Raw genomic sequence first — 23,621 nt, forward strand, 5'->3', positions numbered from 1 at the left:
TGCTGAATTTATACCTAATAATCCTTGAATTATTCCCAATAAAGAAAAAAACTTTCACATTAGTGAAAGTTTAAAATAAGTGGAGGAATATCTGAACATGAAGATTAATTGTAATTGGCTTAATTGGCTAAAGAATACTGTATCATTTGAGTATCCTTGTTTAATTTATATCCGACATAACCTTTTTCAATCAAAAATTTTTGTTCCATCAGGCTGTCCATTTTAAGTGATTTCGCATTTAAATCATTCCAAGCAGTGTCATTGGATATATCCCTATGCAAAATGAAGCGCCACATACCGTTTTGAGTATCATCTCCATATTTTCTCTTCAGTGCTTTAATGTTAAGCCCTGCAGACATAATATTATAAAGTGAAAACAAGTTATAAGGCGATACCGTACAGAGCAAATGTTTCATTTCCATCGGTTCAATCAGTTCTATGGCTTTTGATAAAGTTAAAGATTGGAGGCGATTGCCTCTGTATTCTGGATCAACTAAAGTGGTTTCAAGATGTACAACTCGATCAAGCTCGTTCTCATACAAGTGAATGTCATTTCCCAGATTCTTCTTAGAATTCCCCGGAAAACTAATGTATCGATAAGAAATCAATCGATCATCAGAGTTATACACACCAATAATTATGGCACCGTTATATAAATCCTCAAGCATTTCAAATTTTGTGTCTTTATATAGCACCTGCTTGTTAGGAAGTCCTTCATAGACTTGATGTTGTAGGTGCATGACACTGTCTATTTCTTTTGCTTCAACCAGTCGCATGGTATACGGCTCTACTTGTCGTGTGGATGTTTTTCTTTTTACTAAATAACCTTGATTCAAAATCATAGAAGTCCTCCTTTCTACACATATAAAGACATAATATTTATTACACTGACAACTTTAGACGAAAAGTAAGTTGTCACAATTATACACTAACAACTCATCAAAGTCAACAAGGTTGTTAGCATTTGGCATTGTCTCTTTTCCAATAGGTGATATAATAAATTGTAACTATTGAATTTGGAGGTTTTCATGAGCGAACAAGCAACCAGAAGGGTAAAGCCGCCTGAGGTTAAGATAGACGGTAAGACATTTTTAAGAATTCCAATTAAGACGCACGTCGTAATGAGAGAAGATGATTTAATCTCTGTTATTAAGCAATACGCGGGAGAATTAGTTCAGTCAAACGACCTCTTGTTTGTCACTGAAAAAATTGTAGGCATTACGCAAGGAAGAGCAATTCCACTAAAGGAAATTAAGCCGAGACCCTTAGCTAAGCTACTATCAAAATACGTCACTAAAACACCTGCTGGTATCGGTTTGGGGATGCCTGAAACCATGGAGATGGCACTTATAGAATGTGGTATCCCTAGAATTCTATTTGCTGCAGCAGCCAGTGCTGTAACGAAACCCTTTGGTAAAAAAGGTGTTTTTTATGACGTCGCAGGATATAAAGCGACCTCGATTGACGGTCCTACACCAAACACACTCCCACCTTATAATCAATACGTCGTATTAGGGCCAGCGCGTCCAAATGAAGTAGCCAAAGAGATTAGCGATGCACTAGGTGGTGTTAAAGTAGCGGTTGTGGATATTAATGATTTAGCGGGTGCTATCCTCGGCGTTTCTCATAAGGACATCGACAAGAATCTTATGGTGCGTATTCTTAAGGATAATCCACTTGGACAGGATCATGAACAAACACCACTCGGTATCATTCGAGAAGTCTAATCCATTAACTTAAAAAAAATATGGAAATCACATCTTAAGATTTTACTACATGTAAAATATAAAGACGGCCCACCATCGAAAGATAGTGAGCCGTCTTATTATTTAAATGAATGATACAATGGTTAACTTTGAATATTATGCCTCATCAGCCGCTACTCTTGCTTTACCTTCCGAAGCTGCTTTCATTAGGAAGTATGCAAAAGTGACTACTGCAACTCCGATTCCCACAGGAAGACCAATGCTCTCAGACATTTTAAGACCTTCTGGTGCTACGATGATATACGAAGTGACTACTGCAGTCATAAAAGTCGCTGGAAGCGAAGCAATCCAGTGAGGCTTAGCATTTTTATATAGATACGTCGCAGATGTCCATAAAACGATGGTAGCTAAAGTTTGATTGGACCATGCAAAATATCTCCAGATAATCGTAAAATCAATAAAGCATAGTGCGATCCCCACCGCAAATAAAGGTACAGCAATTAAAAATCTACTTACTAGTTTGTCTTGTTTGAAATTCATTGCATCTGCTATGACGAGTCTCGCACTTCTAAATGCAGTATCACCAGATGTAATCGGTGCTGCTACAACGCCTAGAACCGCTAAGATACCACCAAATGTGCCAAGTAATGTCGTAGAGATGTCATTGACAACAACTGCTGCAGGACCTGCTGCCGCAAGTGCTTCAGTGCTGCCATAGAAGCTCATCGCTGCTGCAGCCCAAATTAAAGCAATAATACCTTCTGCAATCATAGCGCCATAGAAAACGCGTCTGCCTTCTTTTTCATTTTTCAAGCATCTTGCCATAATGGGTGACTGTGTTGCATGGAAGCCACTGATTGCACCACATGCTATCGTAATAAACAAGAATGGGAAGATTGATTTTTGTGATGGATGAAAATTCTGGAAAGAAATTTCAGGAATTGTATAGCCACCGAGTAAAATACCACCCATAATGCCTACACCCATGATAATGAGTGCAGCACCAAAGATTGGATATACTTTTCCGATGATTTTATCAATTGGTAAGATGGTTGCAAATATATAGTATAAAATAATAAGTGCTAAGAAATAATATTTATTGATGCCTGTCATAGTTTGTAATAAGCCAGCTGGTCCTGAGATAAATACGACGCCAACGAGTACTAAAAGAACGACTGAGAAAACTCTCATCACCTGTTTTGCGCTTAATCCAAGATAACGACCTACGATTTCACCTATGGTTTCTCCACTGTGTCTAACCGATAGCATCCCTGAGAAATAATCATGTGTTGCACCTGCAAAGATAGAACCTAAAACGATCCAAAGAAATGCAACTGGTCCCCACAACGCACCTGCAATTGCTCCAAAAATCGGTCCAAGTCCAGCTATGTTTAAGAATTGAATGAGGAAAACGCGTTTCCAATCCATCTCAACAAAATCGACACCATCTGCTTTCGCCGTAGCAGGAGTCTCTACCTCTGGAGAAATACCGAAAATTCGTTCAACAACTTTTGAATAAATAAAATACCCCGCCAATAACGCCACTATTGACAACAAAAATGATACCATATAAGACGCCTCCTTATCCTTAATAATGAATCGCCCTCATCGTATCATCTTTTTGTTGCCTTTATGATGTTTTTAGATTTAAATGCAAAAATCCATACTTTAAATGCAAAAAAACTCAGTTAATATTCATTGCAGATTTAAATGCTTTTAAGTAGCTTCTACTTACGGGAATTTCCTCTTTGCTGCCTTCAATTTTAAGTACCAGAGTATTGTTAAAGTATGGAGAAATTTCCTGGATTTTTGATAGGTTGACGAGATACGAACGATGCGTTCTCATAAAACGATCACCTGGCAATTTGTCTTCCAAATTGACGAGACAGTCGTTGGTCTCATAACATGTCTTTTCTGTATAGACCTTGGCTTTGTTGTTCTCAACCGAGCAGTAAAGGATTTCATCAAAATTGATAAGCAACATTTTTTCACCGATCCAGATTGGTAGGCGCTGTAAGGTGGATTTGTTAACCACGGACGGCCTTTGAGGCGTTCGGTCTAGTAAATGCTTCAGTTTTAAAACTGCAGCATAGATGCGTTCTTCATCATATGGTTTAAGAAGATAATCTAATGCACTTTGATCAAATGCTTTTATCGCATATTCATCATATGCGGTCGCATAGATGACCTGAGTCAGTGACCCTTCCTTCTTCAGTTGCTCAGTCACCTGAATGCCCGTCATTTGAGGCATATCGATATCCATAAAAACCACATCGGGCTCTTCAATTTTTATAAATTTTAATGCGGCCATCGCGTCGGTAAAAGTGCTCACCACTTTAACATAGCTGATTTTACTTAAGATGTATTCGAGCTCTTGAATCGCCAATGGTTCGTCATCGACTAAAACTGCTCTAATCACTTTAATTCTCCTCTACTCTTTGATAGGGTATTGAAAATTTTATTTGCGTCCCTTCGTTTGGAACACTTGTTATATCCAGTTCTCTTCTATAGATACTCAATAATCTCTCTCTTACATTCATCAATCCAATTCCAGAGCTCTCTGAACTCACATCTGGATTCTCATCTTTCGCTGCTACGAGCATACCCACACCGTCATCACTTATGGAGAATAACACTTCATCTCCTTCACGCTTAATCTCCACTTTTAAATGTCCCGGTCCTTGCTTTTTTTGTATCCCATGTTTAACCGCATTCTCGACCAACGGTTGCAATATAAGTGGCGGTAGCTTAAGTGATAACGCATCCTCCACTGTCATCTCAACATTTAGCTTGTCTGGAAATCTTGCCTTTTCAATGTTCAAATAAGCATCGATAAAGCGAAGCTCGTCCTCCAGGGGAATAAAGGGTTCACTGTTTTTAAATCCGTTTCTAAGGACGACACTTAACTCTTGTAAAAGTGTTCTAGCCTTGTCTGGATCGGTTCGCGTCAGCGACATAATTGCATTAAGGGCATTAAAGAGAAAATGTGGCTTGATTTGCGCTCTCAGTGCAACCAGTTCTGCCTTTGCACGCATTTCCTTTTGTTTTTCAATCGCGCCCAGCTCAAGTTGTGTCGAGAAAAGCGTACCGAGCCCTTTGACCAGCTCAATATCAGGTTTACTAATAGCATTTGGCTTTGTCTTATAGACCTTAAGTGTCCCTATTGGCTGTTCATTTACCTTTAAAGGGACAACTATTACAGAGCTCAGATGACAATTTTCGTGATTACAGCCCACCTCTTTTAGGTTCTGTGCCTGCTGTATCATTCCAGTTTGTAATGCCTCTTTGGTTTTTTGCGTCCATATTGGACTGCCGTGGCTGTGATGGTCTTCTCCAGCGCCAAGGTGAGATAGTATTACCTCAGTATCTGTGATTGCAACAGCATCGTACTGTGTCAACCTAAATATAATCTCTGAGACGGCTTTAGCAGACGACTCAGTCAACCCTTTTCTTAGATATTGAACCGTCTGATTCGCAATTTGTAACGACAAATGTGCCATTTTTGCTGAAGCATTTTCATTCTCGTCGTAAATTTGTTGGATAAAGTATAAGAACATTCCGACACCGAGGGCATTTAGGAAAGTCATTGGCAAAAATATGATTTTTACTAGGGCAAAGGCTTGATCAAACGGCGAGGCTAAGAGCAGGATCAATCCCATCTGAATGACTTCAACCAAGATGCCAATAATGAAGCCATCATAGTAACGACGCGGCTTTGCATCCAGTCTTTTTTTCGAATAACCTCCGATAATCCCTGCCACAATGGTCGAAACACCACAAGAAAATGCCGTTAAATCACCACCATCAAAAATTAACATTCGATGTAATCCAGCGATGATACCTGAAAGCGTTCCCACAAATGGGCCCCCAATAATCCCCGACAAGAGGACTGGAATGGTTCTTGAGTTTGCAACACCACCAGAAATAGGTGTCCCCATTAGCGTCATGAGCACACCCAATAATCCCCAGAAGACGCCATATAGGATTTTCACCCACCAACTGTCTGTCTCACCGGTTACATATTTTTTGAAAAACACCGCTCTGGAAATGAGCAAGGCAAAAACTACGATTAATCCCAGACGTTCAAGAAAACCTATAGAAAGTGCCAAAATCATCATTCAGCGATCCTTTTGTTTGCATATCGTTCAACTCTCTCGATGTTCTCGGCTGCATTTCCCACATACAAGACGACATCGCCGCTGAAAAATACTAACTTGGGACCTGGAGAGAGCAATAATTGTCCGTTTCTGTTGATGCCAATGATGGTCGCACCTGTATGCTCCCAAAATTTCACTTCTCCAATAGATTTACCAATCAAATGGCTGCCTATTGCCACTTTAAACTCTAGTGGATGAATGATACCAACATGCTTCATAATAAGCGCTTGTTCAATTAAAGTATCTAAAGTTTCTATCATCGTGTCTTCTATTGCACGTTTTTCTTGTATCATTTTACTGATATCTTCTCTCATAGAGAGAACACGGTCTTTAGACTGGCTTTCTTTAATAAAGAGTTCAGCTGATTTTTGAGATTTTATTAGGATGCCACGTTTCTCAATTACTTCTACAACACTTTTCTCTTCAAGTAACTTAAGTGCTCTTCTTATGGTTTCTGGTGAAACGCTGTATTTGCCTGATAGTGTTGATCGTCCTTTGATTAACTCGCCAATTTTCCATTCTTCATTGAGAATGCTATAGGCGATATCAAGGGCAATTCTTTCATACCTTGCGCTCTTCGTACTGGTGTCAACCATGTCAACCTTTGTCATACTCATTATCAATATCCCCTTAAATAATTACATTTATAATGCCATAGCTTATCGCCATTATTACCATACCTGCAATGAAATTACCAATTAGAATTGCTGGAAAAGCCGTTTTAAACCGGATGTCTAAAAGTGCTGCAGCAAGTGTACCACTCCACACACCTGTACCTGGTAGTGGAATCGCTACAAAGATCAACAATCCAAGAAAACCGTATTTTTTTATATTTTTGCTTTTACTGATGCTACGAATGCTTAGATGATCCACCCATTTTTTTAAAAGTGGCTTCTGTCTTAAAATTTTAAAAACTGGTTTGATGCCGAGAAGTAGAATTGGAACTGGCAACATGCTTCCTAAAAAACTCACCACAAAAGCATGAATCGGAGATAGCCCAAAGGATATGCCAAAGGGAATAGCACCTCTAAGTTCTATGATCGGCATCGCTGCTATTACAGCTGTTTTAAATTCTGCAGATAAAATTCCAAGTAGTTTTATTATTAAGTCCATATATTGTTCCTATCGATTTTGATGTCATTTAAGCATAGTATAACACAATTTATTATAGTTATCTAAATTTCAATGAAACTTATACATAAGTGTTTAGTTGAGAAATATTATCGTTTATTTTTATTCTTTTAGGGTATATGATTACCAAACACTTTACAAGGAGGTCATTATGAAAGAGCTTAATGAAAAATCAAAAGCTAAGCTAGGTGCAAGCCAAACAGAAGCTTGGGCTGATGCAAAAAAATACGAAAGCGACTCACATGTCAACCTTCCATCTGAGATGGCCGTCGAAAATGCGAAAGAATGGGTTGAAGAAAACGAAAAGTAATTCATGAATAGAAAATGGAAAAGGACTATGGCAATTGTCATAGTCCTTCTTATTTAAGTAGATCCGCTTTCAATAAGCGACAACCTTGCTTGATTAAAATTGAGGGCTAGATGCCCAAAGATTTATATTGGTTTTAAATTTTTAGATATGATTTGATGACATCACATGTCACGTCATACTGTCCCGCAGCTTGCCCGGTAAAAAGAACATGATCTCTAACGAGCTTGGTAATTAATACTTCATCGTCTAAGCGATATTTACCTATAAACCTCAAATTAACACATACGTCATGCACCTGTTTTGCCTTTTCTTGAAAGTGATCCAGTTCAAGATTCACTTCTTTTAAGTCCTTACATTCAGACAATAGCATTTCATGAATATAAAGTATTTTTTTAGCCATCATCCGCTTATTATGAATGTATTTTTCTTCACCAAACTCTTCTTCTTCTCTATCGATAAAATAAGATAGCAGTTCACATTGCCTAGAGATTAAACATGGTCCTTTCTCAGGTTCTTTTTCGAATGCCTTTACATGTAATTTTACGTTTTGAAATAAGAAGCCCTTGGTTTCTTGAAGTTCATCCTTAAGATTCTGGAGAAGCGGTTCTTTAATCAATGCCAACTTTTCTTTAGTGGCATCCGTCATACTATCGGAATAACCGTTTTCAAAGACATCAATCTCTCGGATCAAAGAGGTCATGTTAAAATATTTCTTAGAGATATTTTCAATGACTCTATAATCACTGGGTCTGATATTGGGCATATAAAAGTAAATTAGAGCTCTAAACTGTCTAATACTCTCCCTAAAATTGTGTATGCTAATGTGATTAAAGCCTGCTTTAATCATCTTGTCCTTTTGCTCATCTATGGCTTCTAGATGCTTTTGCATAATGGCAGATACTCTCTTATCCCCTACCATAGCGACCTCCAAACCTATTAAGAGTTTTAACAATTATAACATGCTAACTCTTCCAATTCCATACTTCGTATATAAATAAATTGCACGCAATTATCATGCCAAAATATGCCAAAATGCGATTTTTCTTCTAATAAAAATCTTCAGGCATCGAGCCTTTAGATTTTACCACAAGCGAGATTGAGGCTAATTAAAAATCCCATAGTCATGTAAATTCTCTTTGACTATGGGACTACTATTATATTCATACAGGTTATAAGGCATTGTCTAAGAGTTAAAGCCAAAGATGTAATGATTAATCAAAATAAAATGCGCTAGGCTTCCTGCTAAGATGAAAAGATGAAAAATTTCATGAAACCCAAATCCTGAAATTGAAAATTTTGGTTTTTTAGCATAGAAAATGGATCCGACGGTATATAATACGCCACCGATGACCAACCAAAGAAACCCAGCAAACGGCAACGCTCTGAAGATAGGTACGATAAAGAAAATACTTAGCCATCCTAAAAACAGGTACATTCCTGCAGACAACCATCTTGGCATGTTGATGAAGATTACCTTAGAGATTGTTCCAAAAATGGCAAGTGACCATACTAAAGCCAATAATACGTATCCTAATGTTCCTCGTAAAACCGTTAAACATATAGGTGTATAGGTCCCAGCTATTAGAACGAAAATCATCGAGTGATCAAGCTTTCGAAGCTTTACTAAAATGGTTTCTTTTTTTCCGTTGTACCAATGATAAATCGTTGAAGCACTATATAACAGGATAATACTTAATCCAAAGATTAAACCACCTGCCAAGTAATAAGGGTTATGTTTAAAAATCGCTTGGGTCACCATAATGCCCAATGCTAAAAAGCCGAGTAAAACACCTATTAGGTGCGTAATTGTATTGATAGGTTCTCTCATTTTGATATCCTCCGATATAGTAACGAATACTACGTGATGTTGTGTCTATATAATATCACTTGATTTGCAATGTTGCAATAGGTCTTTATAAAAACTTAATACAATGATATAATCTAACTATATTTTTCTGGAGGTCATATGAAAACACTAAATATGAGTCACCTAACTTTCGAAAACCCACATGACGATCGAATTCCTTCAATTCCACTTTATATGGATCAAATTTTAGATTATTTGGAGGGGATTTTAGCACCGCTTAAACGCACCCAAGACGATACAGTTTTTACTAAAACCATGATCAATAACTACGTGAAATCTCAACTATTGGATGCACCTATAAAGAAAAAATACGATAAGACCACGATTGAAGATATGATCTTGGTGTATCACCTTAAGCAGATATTTTCTATTCCAGATGTAGATAGTTACTTGAAATTGTTAAAATCACAAGAAAACTATTATGACACCTTTTCAAATATTCAGGACACTGAAAGAGAGAAAGTGCTTAAAGCCATCGGTAGCGAAATTACACCTGATAATGCGGGGGGATTATTAACCTCATTAATCGCGGAAATTACAGTAAAAAAGCAGCTGGCTGAGCAGCTGCTAGATTATTTGAATCTTAACACTTCTGATAATATTAAAGAATCTGAATCCAAGTCAAACAACGATACTAAGTGATAGCGATCGTCTTTTTCATATTTTTTTTCTATCTGAATACTTTCATTTTCATCGTTTATCACAGCTTCAAACATTTGACCGTCGACGATAACGCAGAGATCCTTTTGATCAAATTGAAATAATTGATTCACATTAAGAGTAAACTGTGACGTCTGATTCAGCTTCATTGAATAACGCTGTTGTTCATCTAGTTGACAGACGTTCATTTTTTGATCAAAATGCTTTAAAAGTCTAAGGTTATTATTACCCATTATTGCATCTATCTTTTCGCTTGTAAAACCCCTTTTTTCAAGGCCAATACGAATCAAAGGTACTTTTGAAATATCTTCAAGATCGATGGGCATCGTAGCACCATCAAAGTCCGATCCCAAACCAACATGCTCATAGCCGATTAAATTTGAAATGTATTCGATATGATCAAGTAACGTCTCCAAATTACTATTTTCATCTCCTAAAAAATATCTGCAAAAAACCACATTTACAACCCCACCGGATTGCTTAATGGCAAATAATTGATCATCCTTAAGGTTTCGAATGTGATTTTTTACCGAATACGCACCTGAATGACTTGCAATTATCGGTTCATTTGAGCTTTTTACCACGTCCCAAAACGTCTTTTCATTCATATGCGACACATCAATCATCATACCTAAACGATCCATTTCTTTAACAAATGCGTAGCCGAGTTGGGTTAGTCCGCCCTCCGTTTTCGTTCCATCCTGATATGCCTCTAATGTCCCTTCACCTATTGCATTTGAATAGTTCCATACCGGCGCGATCGCTTGAACGCCTATATGAGCATATTGCTTCAGTAGTAATAAACAATTTTCTTCTGTTAGACTATATGCACCTTCTATCGTTCGAACACCAACTCTCTTATTTTGAAGGATGGCTTGATCCAACCTAGTCAAACCTCTATAGATTTCAAAAGTCGTATGCGCATAACGTTCAAGTTCTGAAAGCGCATTAAATGAAGCACAGATTCTATGCTGCGCTAACTTTACATCGCTCCCATCCTCAGAAAAGGCAGCAAAATATGCAATATCCACATTTCCTAGTCTCATCTTAGGTAGATCGATGTGAAAGTTGGTTTCAGATGATATGTCTACTTCTGGTTCTAAGGTCGCTTCGTTAACAGCTTTCATCAATGTATCATTGTGGGTATCGATTACTACAGATCTCATTGCAACACCTCTTTCTGAGCATAAAATTGGCACATATGTATATAAAATGTGGATATCCTCGTACTTATACACAGGTTATCCACATTTTTGTGAGTTTTGTCCTATTTTTATATTAAGTTATACAAGAACATCCAAAGCACCATAAATACCCCTAATACCGATTGTATTTGATAGATGCCTATAGACAGTCTCGACCATCTAAAATCTTGCTTTGCTCTACTAATCATTACAAGTGATGGAATTGTAAGCAATAACGTTGCGATTCCAAAAAATCTTGCACCATTTACCGCATCATTAATCCCATAGATAACGTCCCAAATATCATAAGTCATTGAAATCACCATAATGAAAACAAGGACACCTGATACGGATAAACTGTGAAGCAGAAGCACCACTCGAGGCGTGTCGTGGATACGGTTCACCTTCATATTAGACCATCTAAATAGAATGGTTAATAAGGCAAGTAAATTGCATAGTCCCATTAGTACTAACAAAGTCACTGATAAAATGATACTTTCAAACATTGAGGTTCTCTCATAAATGGTATTTCCAATAATAAGATATTCTAACTGACCTTCATTATCTGTCCTAAATTCAGCATAATTATCACTGTTTTCACTATAAAATACGGTTTCACTAATTGGCTGGTAAATGTCACCTGCTATTTTTAGCGTTTGATCTTCACTGTTGATTCTGATTTGATGAATGATTCTAGTGAGTTTCTCAAGCGTATCTTCTGAAGCATTAACTGGACTATAAGCGCCTTCAAACTTCGTTAAATCCGATATTTCAAAGAGAGTATACGTATCCTTCTGATCGACATTTTCTATAAAATCACTCAAAACGGCATTGGTTAAAGCTTCTCTTGCTGCAAGTCCATTTGAATTGTATGTTATGAAGAGCCCTAAATTTAAATCAGGAATAATCAGCATCCTTGAATTTGAACCAGGAACGCCACCATCATGGATGAACGCCTCATATTTGCCATAGTGAACAACTGTAAACCCAAAGCTTCTTCCTAAGACCAACGCATTATTAGCAACTTGTCTGGTTAGCATCGCATTTCTAATGTCATCATTTAAAGCATCTGAAGTCATCAACTTTAAAAATCGCGTCATATCTTGTGTCGTTGTTAAGAAATCATCTGATGGTAAAAATTTGGTCATAAATTGACGCATTGGCGTTTTTTGACCACCAAAAATTGAGTAGCCTTGAACCAAAGATGTTCCTAAGGTTGGCTTTTTCTCAAGCAAATTTTTTGATGTCGTCATTTCTAGTGGTTCCATAACATTTTGTGCAACATAATACTCATATCTCTCGCCTGAAATTGACTCTATTAAAACACCTGCTAGAATGTAGCCAACATTTGAAAATATGGTATAGTCATCTTGAGGAACGATGGCTTTAATCTTGTGCGTATCAAAAAACATCTTAGCTTGCTCTGAAAAATTATTGTGTAGACTTTTCACAGGATCTTCTGGATAGGCAGAATCCGCTTTTACCATTGGAATGCCTGTGGTATGTGTTAACAAGTTTCTAAAGGTAAGCGTGTTGATCGCTGCATTATTCTTAAGTGAATCCGGTAGATAGTCAACAATAGCCGCATCAAAATTGATCCCTTTATCCTCTAATAAGTTAAGCAAGGCGTAAGTGGTTAAAACCTTAGAAATTGAGCCCGTTTGTACTACAGTAAGCTCAGTATCCATCATTGTCTTAGACAGTATATTCGATTCTCCAAGTGCATACTCATAGAAGGTTTGCCCTTCTTTTACAACGGTCACCATTACACCTGGAATATTATAATTGATCATCTCAACATTTACTTTATGGCTTAACTCATCTGTGTCAATTTCTGCAAACGCTGGTATTGAAAAAAACAGAAAACACGAAAGTATGAGTGTGATTACTTTCTTCATAGACTTACCTTTCTTTTACAATTCTATATAATTTCCCAACTTTATCTCTATACGTTAAATCAAGATTAATGTCTTTACCTATAATTAAGCCTTCATTTTCAATAATCCCTTTAACTGTTTCGTAAGCAAGATCTGGGAAGTTGTTCTCTTTGCTTAAATGCGCTAAAAGAATATTTTTAACACTTCCAAATTCTATGAGCTCTCGAGCAATATGTCCTGCATCTTCATTGCTTAAATGACCAAACTCGCTTAATATCCTTCTCTTGAGGTACATTGGATAAGGTCCAACCTTTAACATCTCAATGTCATGATTGGATTCAATCATCAACAAATCACAGTCTTTAAAATGTTCTATCACTTCGTCACTGATTGCACCTAAATCCGTTGCAATTCCAATCTTACAACCATCGTGATGAAACGTATAACAAAGCGGATCTACTGCGTCATGAGTGATTTTAATTCCCTTTACTCTAATATCTCCAATAAGGATGTCATCAATTGTTTCAAATACGTGCAAAAGGGATTCGTCCACTTGACCGACTTTATCACTTAGTACCTCCCATGTTTTTCTCGTCACGTAAAGAGGTAGTTTATAACGACGCATCAAAACACCCAGACCACTGATGTGATCTGCGTGTTCGTGTGTAAGTAAAATCCCATTAATATCATAGATGCTGACATTAATCGTTTCCAATGAAGTTTTTATATATTTACCACTCATGCCTGCATCGACTAGCAGTTTAGTGGTTTGTGATTCGATAAATTGACAGTTGCCAGAACTGCCACTTGCTAATGAACAAAATGATAACGGCATAATTTCCTCGGTTATGAGAGCTTTTACTCCTGAATCGCGTTTACATGAAATTGTTGACCCGATTTCAATACTATCTTATAGTATGATAGCGCTTCCCCCATAATAAGGTCAGATACCAACAAACTCTCGTCATTTAATTTATAGATAAGTGTCATTTCCACTATACGATCACCTGCGTCAATATCTGGCAATATACTATAAAGCACCTTATCTACGGAAATTATATCATACTTCGTTCCCTCGGTTATAGTATTCTTGAGTATATTTTCACCCTTAAGGCCAATAATTTCATCATCGTATAGCCAGATCATCGTCTTTGATTCTTCAAATCGATACCCGTTAAAAGATTTGTAAAATGAAATCAACGTATACTTACCAAGTGTAGATACTTCATATGCATCATAAAAAAGTGGATAGTCAATGGATTCCAGATATGTTTTTGCTAACGTCATTCGATTCAGGCGTGTCTCTTCGTCCATAGTTCGACGAAATTGGGATAAACTTGAAATACCATCTTGTTTAACACGACTTGAATGATTGTTATCAAAATAAAGTAAATGTGTATCATCAAAATACAGAGTATGTGTCTCAGTCAAAAACGAATCACTTTGAACACTATAGCTATCACCTAATATTTTACCGATTAAAGCAACATCAAAGGTTTCCAATTCAACATTTGCTGATAGGGTTGATTTAGGAAACGCAAGATCAATTTGACTAACATCAATATTTTTATTTTTATAGAGTGCAACAACATCTGATAAATTGTTTTCATTATCAATTTCGTATCGATTTTGCTCTTTAATATAAGCAAATCCCAATATTAAATTTGTTATAATCAACACACCAATGAGTATTGTTTTTATCTTAGGCCAATCCATATCTACCTCAATTTTAGTACTTATAGGTTTTAATCAACTTACTATCATAGGCATTGAACAAATAGATTCGATCAGATATTCTAAGCTGCCATGTCGGCTGCATATATGTTAAACCATCGTTTGTCTTCTGCTCTATATAAGTCAATTCTATGCTTTTAATCTCACTTATCATAGGATAATATTGGTCAAATACACTTTCAGTTGGATTTGTTATCCCTTTATCTTGAAGATAATATACACTTAATTCAACCATATTATTATAGATACAATCATCTATCGTAGCTAACCTTTCAATTGGTGTACCACTTAAAACATAAGCACCTGCAAATGATTTTACATTCTTATCTATTGATACGACTTGACCTTCACGCACGACGATCGTAATCGGATAATCTTTTGAGGATAACCTTGCTACAGCTAGTTGATTTAACTTATAGTTATAATAGAAGGTATAAGTACTGGTTTCAGAATCGAACTTATAGTCCGCCAAATAGATTCCCTCTGGCATAGCACCAAAGCCTTCTAATTTACCAGCTGCAAACGATAGTGCTTGTACAAAACTGATTTTATCAGAGAGCTTTGCGTCAAATTTCCTTCTATAAATGATTTCTCCAGTCTGAGTAACGGTTAACGACTTATCGCCATAGCCATACATTAAAACAATTGAATCATTGACATCCTTTAGTTTTTTTACAAAGTCCAATCGATTCCCAAAAACCGCATTGGTAAAAGCTGAAATATCTTGATTAAAAAAAGCGTCGTCTGTACGCACTTCGTTCTGGACCTTTATTGCAGAAGTGATTGAATTATATTGAACCGGAATCAGAACATAATTAAGTGTGTTATAAGTCTCATCCAGTATATTGGGCAAGCTATAGCGATCATTTACTTTTCGATATTCTACTGGTTCTTGAGCTTTTATAACCTCTATCAGTGCTCCCACGTCATGCTTCATGGTTTTATGCTTTAAAAGATAATATTTATTATTAACCTCATCAAATAAATATAAAGAGCGTACATTACCCTCTCTAATCAGATATTCTCTCGGTTTTATGTTTGCAATTTCATCTCCTAAAACTTCGTCAGAAAAAACACTATAGAATTCTGATATACTCAGGCTAAATGGCATCTTTATCAATAAGCTATTCTCTGTAAATGCCTTTGTATAATCTTTTTCAGTAATTTGCTCTACTGATTCATAGTTGACGAAAGTACTTAGGATAAATGGTCGCACCTCACTCCAAATACTCTCCTGTAAATCTAAATCATATACCTTTGTATATGATAGACCCCCAAAGCTAACAGAATAACTTTGGGGGTTTATATACGTTGAGAGCTTTGTGGATGCTACTTCTGCCTCTTCTGATTGTGCTTCGCTTATCAATCCATTGAAGAGATTAACTCGTGTTAGCAACAATGAAGAAAGAATGAGTAAGATCAGCAGAACGGTCTTAAAACGTTCTTTAACCACGTGCATCTTTGGTTCCTTCCTAATTCGTTTTAGTTGTTAATGGTTCTAAAAGTTTAATAGATTCTTCTTTATCAATCACTTCAAATGTAAACTCTTTTATAAGCTGTGACGCTTCATCTAAAAATCTAACTTTATAAGTGCCGTTACCTAGTTTACCGACTAAATTATAGTAGCTTAAACTGTCAATTTTATCAGTCACAACTTGCTTTTCAAAAAACTTTGAATATTGAACCTGTAAAGTCGCGTATTCTTTCTTTAAGTCAACCAAAGCGCTTTTTAAATTTGACCACTTTGTAAAATCCTTTTTTGCTTCTTCAGTAAGCTTAGATATAGCTTCTTCATTTCCTACGATTAAATCAAATCGATATACTTTATTGATGGTTGCAATTTCATAATTATGTGAAAGAATTAAATCTTTAACTTCAAAAAAACGATTAATTACTTTAATTTCTGCGGCATAATTTTCAGAGTAGCTTGGAGAAGCTGTATTGTAACTGGTATTGTATTGAACGGTACGATCTAATTCACCGACAGCACCTGAAGACAACTTCATCACTGAGACATTTAAATCCGAACCTAGTTCGTTAACAAATGGCAGTTTATTTTCGATTTTTACGATAGACAGCGTAATAGGGTGGTCTACGATTTCTACATTGGTAATATTGACAACAACAAATACTTGCTTGTCATTTGTAACTTTCTCTGCAGTAGGTTCCGCGATGATAATTTGATTTGCTTCAACCGGATGATTGGTTGCAGCAAAGCCCATCTGGCCTCCCAACAGTATTAAAATTCCCAATAATAGTATCCCAATTCCCTTGCGCATGTGACGCTCCTCCAAAAAATAGAATCAACAGGGTCAAATTACCCACATTAGTATTATACACTTTTACTATTACAATACCATTACATAGGTTTTAAAATGCCATTACACCTTGTTTACAAATATGGTAACGAAATCGTTACTTTAGTCCCAATATTTACCTCTGAATCAATACGAATAGACCCTTGATGTGCTTCTACTATTTCTTTCGCAATAGAAAGTCCAAGTCCAGTTCCACCATGTGCTCTTGATCTTGCCTTATCTACACGATAAAACCTTTCAAAGATGCGATCAAGATCTTCTTCAGGAATTCCCATGCCAGAGTCAGAAATGACGATATCAAAGGTCTCATCTGAGGCACCAGGTCTTAACTGCACTTCTATTTGACCTGCAGACTGTGTATATTTTATCGCATTTGATAAAATATTGAGCACCACCTGTTCAATCTTATCTTTATCAAAATGACACTCGATTGGCTCTAAATCGTATTTTTTTATTATTGTTTGCTTCTTCTGCTCCGCAGTCATTTGAATTTTTAAAATACAGCTGTCCATAAGACGCGTAATTTCATAGGGTACCTTTTTTAGCTTAACTGAATTTGAGTCAAAATTACTGAGTTCTAACAGATCGCTAACCAAACGAGACATACGATCCGCCTCTGTATTGACAACTTCCAGAAATACTTTTTGCATTTCAGGATCATCCACACGCCCTTCAAGAATGGTTTCAGTATAGCTCTTAATAGACGTTATTGGTGTTTTTAACTCATGCGATACGTTAGCAACAAACTCACGTCGCATATTTTCAAGCTTATGCGATTCGGTAATGTCTTGAAATACAAAAACAATTCCCACCCTATTTGAATGCTCGTCCTGGAAAGGTGCAAAATTCACTTTTAACACCCTGCCGTTGACCGTCATATTTTTAGTTCCACCATCTCGACAAGAATTATAAATGGATAACAAATCGCCGATAACATCATCATCTATAAAGCTTTCTCTCATTAAAAGATTAAGTGCTTTAGGGTTTGAATGAATGATTTTACCTTCTGCATTTATAGCGATTAGCCCATCCTCCATATAGTTGATAATGGCTTCAAGTTTGCTCTTTTCACGCGTGATTTCACTAATACTCCCTTTCAGTTCACCTGCCAAGAAGTTAAAAGTACTCGATAGCATCCCTATTTCATCTTCTGATTTAATATCGACGAACTGATTAAAATCACCTTCAGCCAATAAAGTCGCTTTTTTAGTAACTTCATTAATCGGATCAGTGATGCTTTTAGAGATAATGAACCCAAGAACAATTGTAACCAGTAGCGACGTTAATATCGCCCTAAAAATTATCGTTCGCGCCATTCGGATCGATTCATAAATATCTTTAAGATCGTATCTAAGATAGATAATCCCTAACTGCTTACCATTCTTTACGACCGGATAAACTTTATCCTTTGTTCGAACAGAATCACTAATCTCTACATTTTTCTCAATTGTATTGCCATTTAAGCCTTGTATTACCAAGCTATCATTCAGTATCTCTGTGATATTTCGATTAATGTCCTCAGTACTCGTCGCAATGATATCATGTGTTTTAATGTCGATAATGAACATCTCTTCTCTTAGTCCAATATCCACGTGACGATCCAACGTTTCTTGAAGTTCGGCACTAACCATCGTAAGGTCATCTGCTTCTATCTTTGAAAGCTCTGACTGCATAATTTGTGCAATATCATCTAGCCGATTTGAAACGACATTGAGATTGTAATCCTCAAGCGATTGAACGATAAAAATACCGGAAATAATCATTGCTATAAATACCAGTAGAAAATATATAATTGTAAATCTAGAGCGGATACTCTTTAACATATGCCTCCACTAATGGCGTTTAAAGTAATACCCTACGCCCCTCTTAGTCATAATATAAGTCGGCTCACTAGAGTCGTCTTCCACTTTTTCTCTAAGTCTTCTTACGGTTACGTCAACCGTTCTAATATCGCCAAAATACTCATAGCCCCATACATCTTTTAATAGTTGTTCACGTGTAAAGATCTGATTGGCTTGTGTCGCTAAAAATTTTAATAACTCAAACTCTCTTAAAGTTAATTCTATAACGCTATCCTCTTTTAAAACCTCATAACGATCAAGATCAATTTTTAACTTGCCTGCAGAAATAACGTTGTTACTACCTGAGTTAACTTCGACATCAACCAGTGCTAATCTTCTTATATTAGCCTTTACTCTAGCGATTAGCTCTCTCATGCCAAATGGTTTTGTGATATAGTCATCAGCGCCAAGTTCAAATCCAAGCACTTTATCCACTTCTTCTTCTTTAGCCGTTAACATAATAATCGGCATATTAAATGATTCCCTAACCCGTCTACATACCTGAAACCCATCTAATTTAGGTAACATAACGTCTAACAGAATCAAATCAGGCTGAAATTGATATACTTTTTTTAACGCTTCTTCACCATCATAAGCGGTTTCAATTTCATACCCCTCTTTTACTAAATTGAATTTTATAATATCTGATATTGGTTTTTCGTCTTCAACTACAAGAATTTTCTTATTCATACATTGCCTCCCGCGTTTATTTGGACTGGAGCTAGTTATAGCTATGGCATCATACTTATTTTATCTGATAAATAAAAAAAAAGCGAGTCTTTGACTCGCTTTATCATTAAAACTTAACATAGTTTCTAGGATTTTGTGGAACGCCATTGATTCTCACTTCAAAGTGGAGATGCGGTCCTGTACTATTTCCTGTGTTACCACTGTATGCGATTGTTTGACCTTGGAATACTTTTTCACCTTTGCTGACCAACAGCTTGCTGTTGTGTGCGTATAAGGTTGTCATATTGCCACCGTGATCGACGATAATATAGTAACCATACGAGCTTGAGTATCCTGAGAAAGTAACCACACCACCATCAGCTGCCTTAATGCTAGAACCAACATTCATCGCTACGTCGATACCGGTATGTCTTCTATAAGAACGCCATACACCAAACTCTGAAGTGATAATTCCTCTAGATGCTGCTGGATATGCTAAAACACCAGTACCCATTCTAGGCGGTGGATCTTTTGTTCCTTTGTAAACGACTTTTGTTTGTGGCTCAGAGATGACATTTTCTGAAAGAATGGTTCTTCCAATTTCTCTGCCATTTTCTTTGATGACTTCTGCTACAACAGCTCTTTCACCATAAACACCGTTAACTTTGGTTTTTGTCTCACCTTTATAAAGTGAACTTGAATCTTCATATTGAACTTCAAACGCGATTGAATCGCTGTAGCTTGCTTCTTCAACTGTACACACGCTGATAATTGGTTTTGGTACAACTAACGAAATTTCTTGACCAATTTGTAACGTTTCAGCTTTAACATCTGGATTTGCTTTTTCAAGATCATATGGTGATATGCCATAGTATTGAGCAATTACCCAGTAGTTTTCGCCTTTTGCCACAACGTGTTTCTTTTCTTCCTTAGTTCCTTTGATGATGTATGCAAGTGCATCTTCAACGGTATCATATGCATCAAAATCCATGATATCCACTTGAGCTTGCTCTACTCTGACATCCTCTGAGAAATAAGCATCCTTAATTACAGAGCCTTCAACCGTCGTATAAGTGGCTTTTAAATCCTCTAACACTTGATTGGCTTCTTCTTCCGATTTGAAATTTGCAATCGGCTGATCATTGACGAGAATTTGATATGCCTTTACCGAAGCAAAGCTTAAAACCTTAAACTCTGGTACGCCAACAACCTCTGTAGATAATGCTGTCGTATTTACCTCTGCCTGTACTGCCTCAGTCGGTAATGCACTCTGTGGAATGCTAACGATATGCTCTTGTGTCTGTTCTGCTACTAAATCATTGTCATTTGAGACATTCGATAGTAGTGAAAAACCAACAATTGCTACTGCAACTAGTGCAGTTGCTCCTGCTACATAGTACTTGTAAGGTTTGATAAACTCCCAACCTTTTGTCGTACCCAGTTTGACTTTTGTCATCAGTTTGTCTAGTTTTATATTTAACTGCTTTGTATTCTGCGTCTTTTGGATTGAACTCTGGGCTTTGTCACCTTTGATGAGCCCGCTTAATTTAGCGCCTGCGTAAAAAAATGGATACAGCACAACAGCTACTGCTTTGGCTGCATTTTCACTAAGAGTGATCTTTTTTGAGTCGTTTTTTACGTAGTACTTGGCGCTGGTTTTTTTGTAAACGTGCTTATTAGTGACTTTTTGTCGTTTTTTCCCCATCCTATACTCCTTTAGTAACGGCTATTTCAATGGTTCTCTCTCTTTGAAAGTTAAAAATACCTCTTTCATTATAGCACAAGAAATACAAATGATAAATTAAAAATTTGTCCCTAATTAGGACTTTGCCACAATACTACTATATCTATCCTTATTTTATAACAAAACACCCATATATAGTAGAAAAAATTTAAAAAAATTTTATTTTTTCGTTATTTACTCTAGGACCTTTGTACTAAGTGAAAATTATATCTGATACACCTTGCTTTTCAATGTTATAATAAGGATTACCAATCACTATTAAGGAGTGTACTATGAGTTATTATAGAAAACCACCGATTTTCGATCTCGGCGAACTCAATATCGAGAACCTTTTCATAACGGACTTTATGCCACTGGCAAGTGGTACCTATGTCAAGGTCTATCTGCTCGGTTATCTGTTTTCTAAAGACAGCGAGCCTCAGTACGATCACAAAATGCTCGCATCCATGCTCACTCTACCACTCCAAGATGTCCACGATGCATGGCAGTATTGGGAAAAGCAAGGTATTATTACAAGACATCCACTTGAAAATTCAAAAGATTACGAGGTAGAATTTCATTCACTCAGATCACTTTATATAGAAAATACATTTGCATCTGATAACAAATCGCATGCGAAGAAGAAGACTAAGGTAACCCCTTCTCCTATTATCGATCAGAACTTCAAACAGTTAACGGATGCCATTGAAAAGTTAATCGGGCAACCTTTAACCTTTAAAGATGTGAGAGATATCAATGATTTTTACGACAACTACACACAAAATACAGCGCTGATATTAAAAGCGTTTGATTACAGCTACTTAATTAAAGGCATACGAAAAACCAACTACGTCAAGGCGACACTTGAACTATGGCTCAAAAACAATCTGAGCTCATCAGAGGAAGTAGACCGATGGCTTAGCGTTTCTGATGCTAGACAAACGGTCTACAAAGAGGTTCTTAAGACCCTTGGTGTCCGATATAGACAGGTCTCTGCTTCCGAGGCGAGCACCATCGACAAGTGGTTGGATGAATATGGTTGTCCACCAGACGATTTGGTTAAGATTCTCTTTGAACTCACTAAGAAAACGCTGAATCCAAATTTCAATTACATCGACAACGTGCTCAGCAGTTTAAGAAAATCGGGTTCCGTTTCCTTCAGTCAATTTGAAAGACAAAACTCAGAATTTAGCCAATCGAAATCTACAGGTGAAACTAAGCCAAATCGCAAAAAAAACTACACCATAGAAAAAGAATCCAGTTACTCTGAAGAAGAATTAGAAGCACTTTTACTCAACAAAAAACCGTCTAGGGGGAAACAATAGATGTCATCCTATCAAGATATACTTGAAAACTATCGCATCACACGCGAGCAGCGCAAAGCCGAGAGAAAAGAACGAAAAAAAGAACTCTACGCATTGATACCGAGACTTGCTGAAATCGATTTGGAAATGAGTCAAATCGGCTCTCAAATCAGTCAATCCATTTTAAAGAATCCCATCCAAGCTGAGCAACTATTGATAAAACTCAAGCGTCAGCTGGAATCTTTAAAAAGCGAAAAAGCGGTCCTCCTCACCGATCACAACATCCCTGCGAACTATCTTGAAATTCAATATGTTTGCAATAAGTGCAAAGACACTGGGTTCACTGAGGAAAACGTGCGTTGCACCTGTTTTACACAAAAGCTCATCAACAAAGCATATGAAATGTCAGGTATCGAGCAGCAACTAGAAAAACAGAATTTTAATCACTTTAAACTGGATGTTTTTTCTACTGAAATCCTACCAAAAGAGCAATTGACGCAACGCGATAACATGAAGAAAAACCTATCAGAAGCAGAAAATTTCGTCAAAGAATTTCCAAGTGGACACAACATGCTCTTTTATGGTGCCAGTGGTCTGGGCAAAACCTATCTATGCAACTGTATTGCTAAGTCATTGATTGATAAAGGCTATTCCGTTATTTATCAGACGCCTTTTACGATTATCAACATCATAGAAAAAAAGACATTTACGGATAAGGACAATCCTCTGATACAGCTGGCTTATTCGCAACTATTCGACGTGGATTTATTAATCATTGACGACCTAGGGACAGAAACTGCAAATTCATTTACCATAAGTGAGTTCTACAACATCATTAATACTAGGATTCTCAATGAAAAGAGCACATTGATTTCTACCAACATCAAGCTTTCAGAAATCGCGAGCTTTTACAATGACCGTATCGATTCTAGAATTAAAGGTCACTATGAGCTGTTAAAGTTCTTTGGCCCAGACATACGTTGGGAACATTAAGTTGACACTAAAATAAAACTTCTATCCTCGATAATTTAGAAATTATATCAATATCATTGATGCATAATAGAAAAGGAGATGCCTTTAAACTATCCACATAGTTTTAAGCATCTCCTTATTTTAATTTACATTTCTGGTGCATTGATT

At 36.7% G+C, this 23,621-nt stretch carries 22 protein-coding genes; 5 read left to right on the forward strand and 17 right to left on the reverse strand.

Annotation, left to right across the window (positions count from 1 at the left end; translation table 11 throughout):
- Window positions 1-119: 119 nt before the first annotated feature.
- Window positions 120-842: a hypothetical protein gene (locus tag AC4PID_RS07690; RefSeq protein ID WP_492134990.1), complete on the reverse strand. Its 723-nt coding sequence runs from the start codon at window positions 840-842 to the stop codon at window positions 120-122.
- Window positions 843-1,028: 186 nt separating this feature from the next.
- On the opposite strand from AC4PID_RS07690, the gene AC4PID_RS07695 reads away from it, so the two are divergent.
- A complete protein-coding gene (locus AC4PID_RS07695; protein ID WP_492134991.1) occupies window positions 1,029-1,727 on the forward strand; it encodes a coenzyme F420-0:L-glutamate ligase in 699 nt (232 codons plus the stop codon).
- A gap of 135 nt (window positions 1,728-1,862) precedes the next feature.
- On the opposite strand, the gene AC4PID_RS07700 is transcribed toward AC4PID_RS07695, so the two are convergent.
- The 5 genes from AC4PID_RS07700 to AC4PID_RS07720 form a co-directional block, all read right to left on the reverse strand.
- Complete coding sequence (locus AC4PID_RS07700) at window positions 1,863-3,275, reverse strand: carbon starvation CstA family protein (protein WP_492134992.1); 1,413 nt, start codon at window positions 3,273-3,275, stop codon at window positions 1,863-1,865.
- A 115-nt stretch (window positions 3,276-3,390) separates the two neighbouring features.
- Complete coding sequence (locus AC4PID_RS07705) at window positions 3,391-4,125, reverse strand: LytR/AlgR family response regulator transcription factor (protein ID WP_492134993.1); 735 nt, start codon at window positions 4,123-4,125, stop codon at window positions 3,391-3,393.
- Between the two features lies 1 nt (window position 4,126).
- Window positions 4,127-5,824, reverse strand: a complete 1,698-nt coding sequence (locus AC4PID_RS07710; RefSeq protein ID WP_492134994.1) for a LytS/YhcK type 5TM receptor domain-containing protein — start codon at window positions 5,822-5,824, stop codon at window positions 4,127-4,129.
- A complete protein-coding gene (locus AC4PID_RS07715) occupies window positions 5,821-6,480 on the reverse strand; it encodes a GntR family transcriptional regulator (RefSeq protein WP_492134995.1) in 660 nt (219 codons plus the stop codon). The genes AC4PID_RS07710 and AC4PID_RS07715 overlap by 4 nt, the downstream gene beginning before the upstream one ends.
- A gap of 13 nt (window positions 6,481-6,493) precedes the next feature.
- A complete protein-coding gene (locus AC4PID_RS07720) occupies window positions 6,494-6,976 on the reverse strand; it encodes a COG2426 family protein (RefSeq protein WP_492134996.1) in 483 nt (160 codons plus the stop codon).
- Window positions 6,977-7,145: 169 nt separating this feature from the next.
- Here AC4PID_RS07720 and AC4PID_RS07725 point away from each other — a divergent pair, with 169 nt between their 5' ends.
- Window positions 7,146-7,304: a CDIF630_02480 family spore surface protein gene (locus AC4PID_RS07725; protein ID WP_492134997.1), complete on the forward strand. Its 159-nt coding sequence runs from the start codon at window positions 7,146-7,148 to the stop codon at window positions 7,302-7,304.
- 133 nt (window positions 7,305-7,437) lie between these two features.
- Here the strand turns inward: AC4PID_RS07725 and AC4PID_RS07730 are convergent, their stop codons facing one another.
- On the reverse strand, window positions 7,438-8,223 hold the full coding sequence (locus AC4PID_RS07730) for a CHAD domain-containing protein (RefSeq protein WP_492134998.1): 786 nt from the start codon (window positions 8,221-8,223) through the stop codon (window positions 7,438-7,440).
- A gap of 264 nt (window positions 8,224-8,487) precedes the next feature.
- Window positions 8,488-9,132, reverse strand: coding sequence for a PAQR family membrane homeostasis protein TrhA (gene trhA, locus AC4PID_RS07735; RefSeq protein WP_492134999.1), 645 nt, complete (start codon window positions 9,130-9,132; stop codon window positions 8,488-8,490).
- A gap of 138 nt (window positions 9,133-9,270) precedes the next feature.
- Here trhA and AC4PID_RS07740 point away from each other — a divergent pair, with 138 nt between their 5' ends.
- Entirely contained in the window at window positions 9,271-9,813 is a 543-nt protein-coding gene (locus tag AC4PID_RS07740; protein WP_492135000.1) for a DUF1836 domain-containing protein, read from the forward strand.
- On the opposite strand, the gene AC4PID_RS07745 is transcribed toward AC4PID_RS07740, so the two are convergent.
- From AC4PID_RS07745 to AC4PID_RS07785, 9 genes are all read right to left on the reverse strand, one after another.
- A complete protein-coding gene (locus tag AC4PID_RS07745) occupies window positions 9,744-10,997 on the reverse strand; it encodes a dipeptidase (protein ID WP_492135001.1) in 1,254 nt (417 codons plus the stop codon). The two genes, AC4PID_RS07740 and AC4PID_RS07745, sit on opposite strands and share 70 nt — an antisense overlap.
- Before the next feature lie 107 nt (window positions 10,998-11,104).
- Entirely contained in the window at window positions 11,105-12,913 is a 1,809-nt protein-coding gene (locus tag AC4PID_RS07750; protein ID WP_492135002.1) for a serine hydrolase domain-containing protein, read from the reverse strand.
- Between the two features lie 4 nt (window positions 12,914-12,917).
- Entirely contained in the window at window positions 12,918-13,727 is an 810-nt protein-coding gene (locus AC4PID_RS07755) for an MBL fold metallo-hydrolase (RefSeq protein ID WP_492135003.1), read from the reverse strand.
- Between the two features lie 23 nt (window positions 13,728-13,750).
- Window positions 13,751-14,608 carry a two-component system regulatory protein YycI gene (locus tag AC4PID_RS07760; RefSeq protein WP_492135004.1) on the reverse strand — a complete coding sequence of 286 codons (858 nt, stop codon included), beginning with the start codon at window positions 14,606-14,608 and terminating at the stop codon, window positions 13,751-13,753.
- 13 nt (window positions 14,609-14,621) lie between these two features.
- Window positions 14,622-16,085: a hypothetical protein gene (locus AC4PID_RS07765; RefSeq protein WP_492135005.1), complete on the reverse strand. Its 1,464-nt coding sequence runs from the start codon at window positions 16,083-16,085 to the stop codon at window positions 14,622-14,624.
- Window positions 16,086-16,098: 13 nt separating this feature from the next.
- Window positions 16,099-16,905 carry a hypothetical protein gene (locus AC4PID_RS07770; protein ID WP_492135006.1) on the reverse strand — a complete coding sequence of 269 codons (807 nt, stop codon included), beginning with the start codon at window positions 16,903-16,905 and terminating at the stop codon, window positions 16,099-16,101.
- 113 nt (window positions 16,906-17,018) lie between these two features.
- Complete coding sequence (locus AC4PID_RS07775; protein ID WP_492135007.1) at window positions 17,019-18,767, reverse strand: sensor histidine kinase; 1,749 nt, start codon at window positions 18,765-18,767, stop codon at window positions 17,019-17,021.
- Window positions 18,768-18,776: 9 nt separating this feature from the next.
- A complete protein-coding gene (gene yycF / locus AC4PID_RS07780) occupies window positions 18,777-19,475 on the reverse strand; it encodes a response regulator YycF (RefSeq protein WP_492135008.1) in 699 nt (232 codons plus the stop codon).
- 106 nt (window positions 19,476-19,581) lie between these two features.
- A complete protein-coding gene (locus tag AC4PID_RS07785) occupies window positions 19,582-21,159 on the reverse strand; it encodes a LysM peptidoglycan-binding domain-containing M23 family metallopeptidase (RefSeq protein WP_492135009.1) in 1,578 nt (525 codons plus the stop codon).
- A 311-nt stretch (window positions 21,160-21,470) separates the two neighbouring features.
- On the opposite strand from AC4PID_RS07785, the gene AC4PID_RS07790 reads away from it, so the two are divergent.
- Window positions 21,471-22,502 (forward strand): DnaD domain-containing protein, encoded by a 1,032-nt coding sequence (locus AC4PID_RS07790; RefSeq protein WP_492135010.1) that lies wholly within the window; start codon window positions 21,471-21,473, stop codon window positions 22,500-22,502.
- On the forward strand, window positions 22,503-23,474 hold the full coding sequence (locus tag AC4PID_RS07795) for an ATP-binding protein (protein WP_492135011.1): 972 nt from the start codon (window positions 22,503-22,505) through the stop codon (window positions 23,472-23,474). It begins immediately after the preceding gene.
- Window positions 23,475-23,621 lie beyond the last annotated feature (147 nt).

Source organism: Fusibacter sp. QWL-12 (assembly GCF_058683495.1).

What these genes read in the sequence shown, in the direction of transcription:
- AC4PID_RS07690 (WP_492134990.1), bottom strand. Translation starts at nt 842, where the DNA reads ATGATTTTGAATCAAGGTTATTTAGTAAAAAGAAAAACATCCACACGA.
- AC4PID_RS07695 (WP_492134991.1), top strand. Translation starts at nt 1,029, where the DNA reads ATGAGCGAACAAGCAACCAGAAGGGTAAAGCCGCCTGAGGTTAAGATA.
- AC4PID_RS07700 (WP_492134992.1), bottom strand. Translation starts at nt 3,275, where the DNA reads ATGGTATCATTTTTGTTGTCAATAGTGGCGTTATTGGCGGGGTATTTT.
- AC4PID_RS07710 (WP_492134994.1), bottom strand. Translation starts at nt 5,824, where the DNA reads ATGATGATTTTGGCACTTTCTATAGGTTTTCTTGAACGTCTGGGATTA.
- AC4PID_RS07715 (WP_492134995.1), bottom strand. Translation starts at nt 6,480, where the DNA reads ATGAGTATGACAAAGGTTGACATGGTTGACACCAGTACGAAGAGCGCA.
- AC4PID_RS07720 (WP_492134996.1), bottom strand. Translation starts at nt 6,976, where the DNA reads ATGGACTTAATAATAAAACTACTTGGAATTTTATCTGCAGAATTTAAA.
- AC4PID_RS07725 (WP_492134997.1), top strand. Translation starts at nt 7,146, where the DNA reads ATGAAAGAGCTTAATGAAAAATCAAAAGCTAAGCTAGGTGCAAGCCAA.
- AC4PID_RS07730 (WP_492134998.1), bottom strand. Translation starts at nt 8,223, where the DNA reads ATGGTAGGGGATAAGAGAGTATCTGCCATTATGCAAAAGCATCTAGAA.
- trhA (WP_492134999.1), bottom strand. Translation starts at nt 9,132, where the DNA reads ATGAGAGAACCTATCAATACAATTACGCACCTAATAGGTGTTTTACTC.
- AC4PID_RS07740 (WP_492135000.1), top strand. Translation starts at nt 9,271, where the DNA reads ATGAAAACACTAAATATGAGTCACCTAACTTTCGAAAACCCACATGAC.
- AC4PID_RS07745 (WP_492135001.1), bottom strand. Translation starts at nt 10,997, where the DNA reads ATGAGATCTGTAGTAATCGATACCCACAATGATACATTGATGAAAGCT.
- AC4PID_RS07750 (WP_492135002.1), bottom strand. Translation starts at nt 12,913, where the DNA reads ATGAAGAAAGTAATCACACTCATACTTTCGTGTTTTCTGTTTTTTTCA.
- AC4PID_RS07755 (WP_492135003.1), bottom strand. Translation starts at nt 13,727, where the DNA reads ATGCCGTTATCATTTTGTTCATTAGCAAGTGGCAGTTCTGGCAACTGT.
- AC4PID_RS07760 (WP_492135004.1), bottom strand. Translation starts at nt 14,608, where the DNA reads ATGGATTGGCCTAAGATAAAAACAATACTCATTGGTGTGTTGATTATA.
- AC4PID_RS07765 (WP_492135005.1), bottom strand. Translation starts at nt 16,085, where the DNA reads ATGCACGTGGTTAAAGAACGTTTTAAGACCGTTCTGCTGATCTTACTC.
- AC4PID_RS07770 (WP_492135006.1), bottom strand. Translation starts at nt 16,905, where the DNA reads ATGCGCAAGGGAATTGGGATACTATTATTGGGAATTTTAATACTGTTG.
- AC4PID_RS07775 (WP_492135007.1), bottom strand. Translation starts at nt 18,767, where the DNA reads ATGTTAAAGAGTATCCGCTCTAGATTTACAATTATATATTTTCTACTG.
- yycF (WP_492135008.1), bottom strand. Translation starts at nt 19,475, where the DNA reads ATGAATAAGAAAATTCTTGTAGTTGAAGACGAAAAACCAATATCAGAT.
- AC4PID_RS07785 (WP_492135009.1), bottom strand. Translation starts at nt 21,159, where the DNA reads ATGGGGAAAAAACGACAAAAAGTCACTAATAAGCACGTTTACAAAAAA.
- AC4PID_RS07790 (WP_492135010.1), top strand. Translation starts at nt 21,471, where the DNA reads ATGAGTTATTATAGAAAACCACCGATTTTCGATCTCGGCGAACTCAAT.
- AC4PID_RS07795 (WP_492135011.1), top strand. Translation starts at nt 22,503, where the DNA reads ATGTCATCCTATCAAGATATACTTGAAAACTATCGCATCACACGCGAG.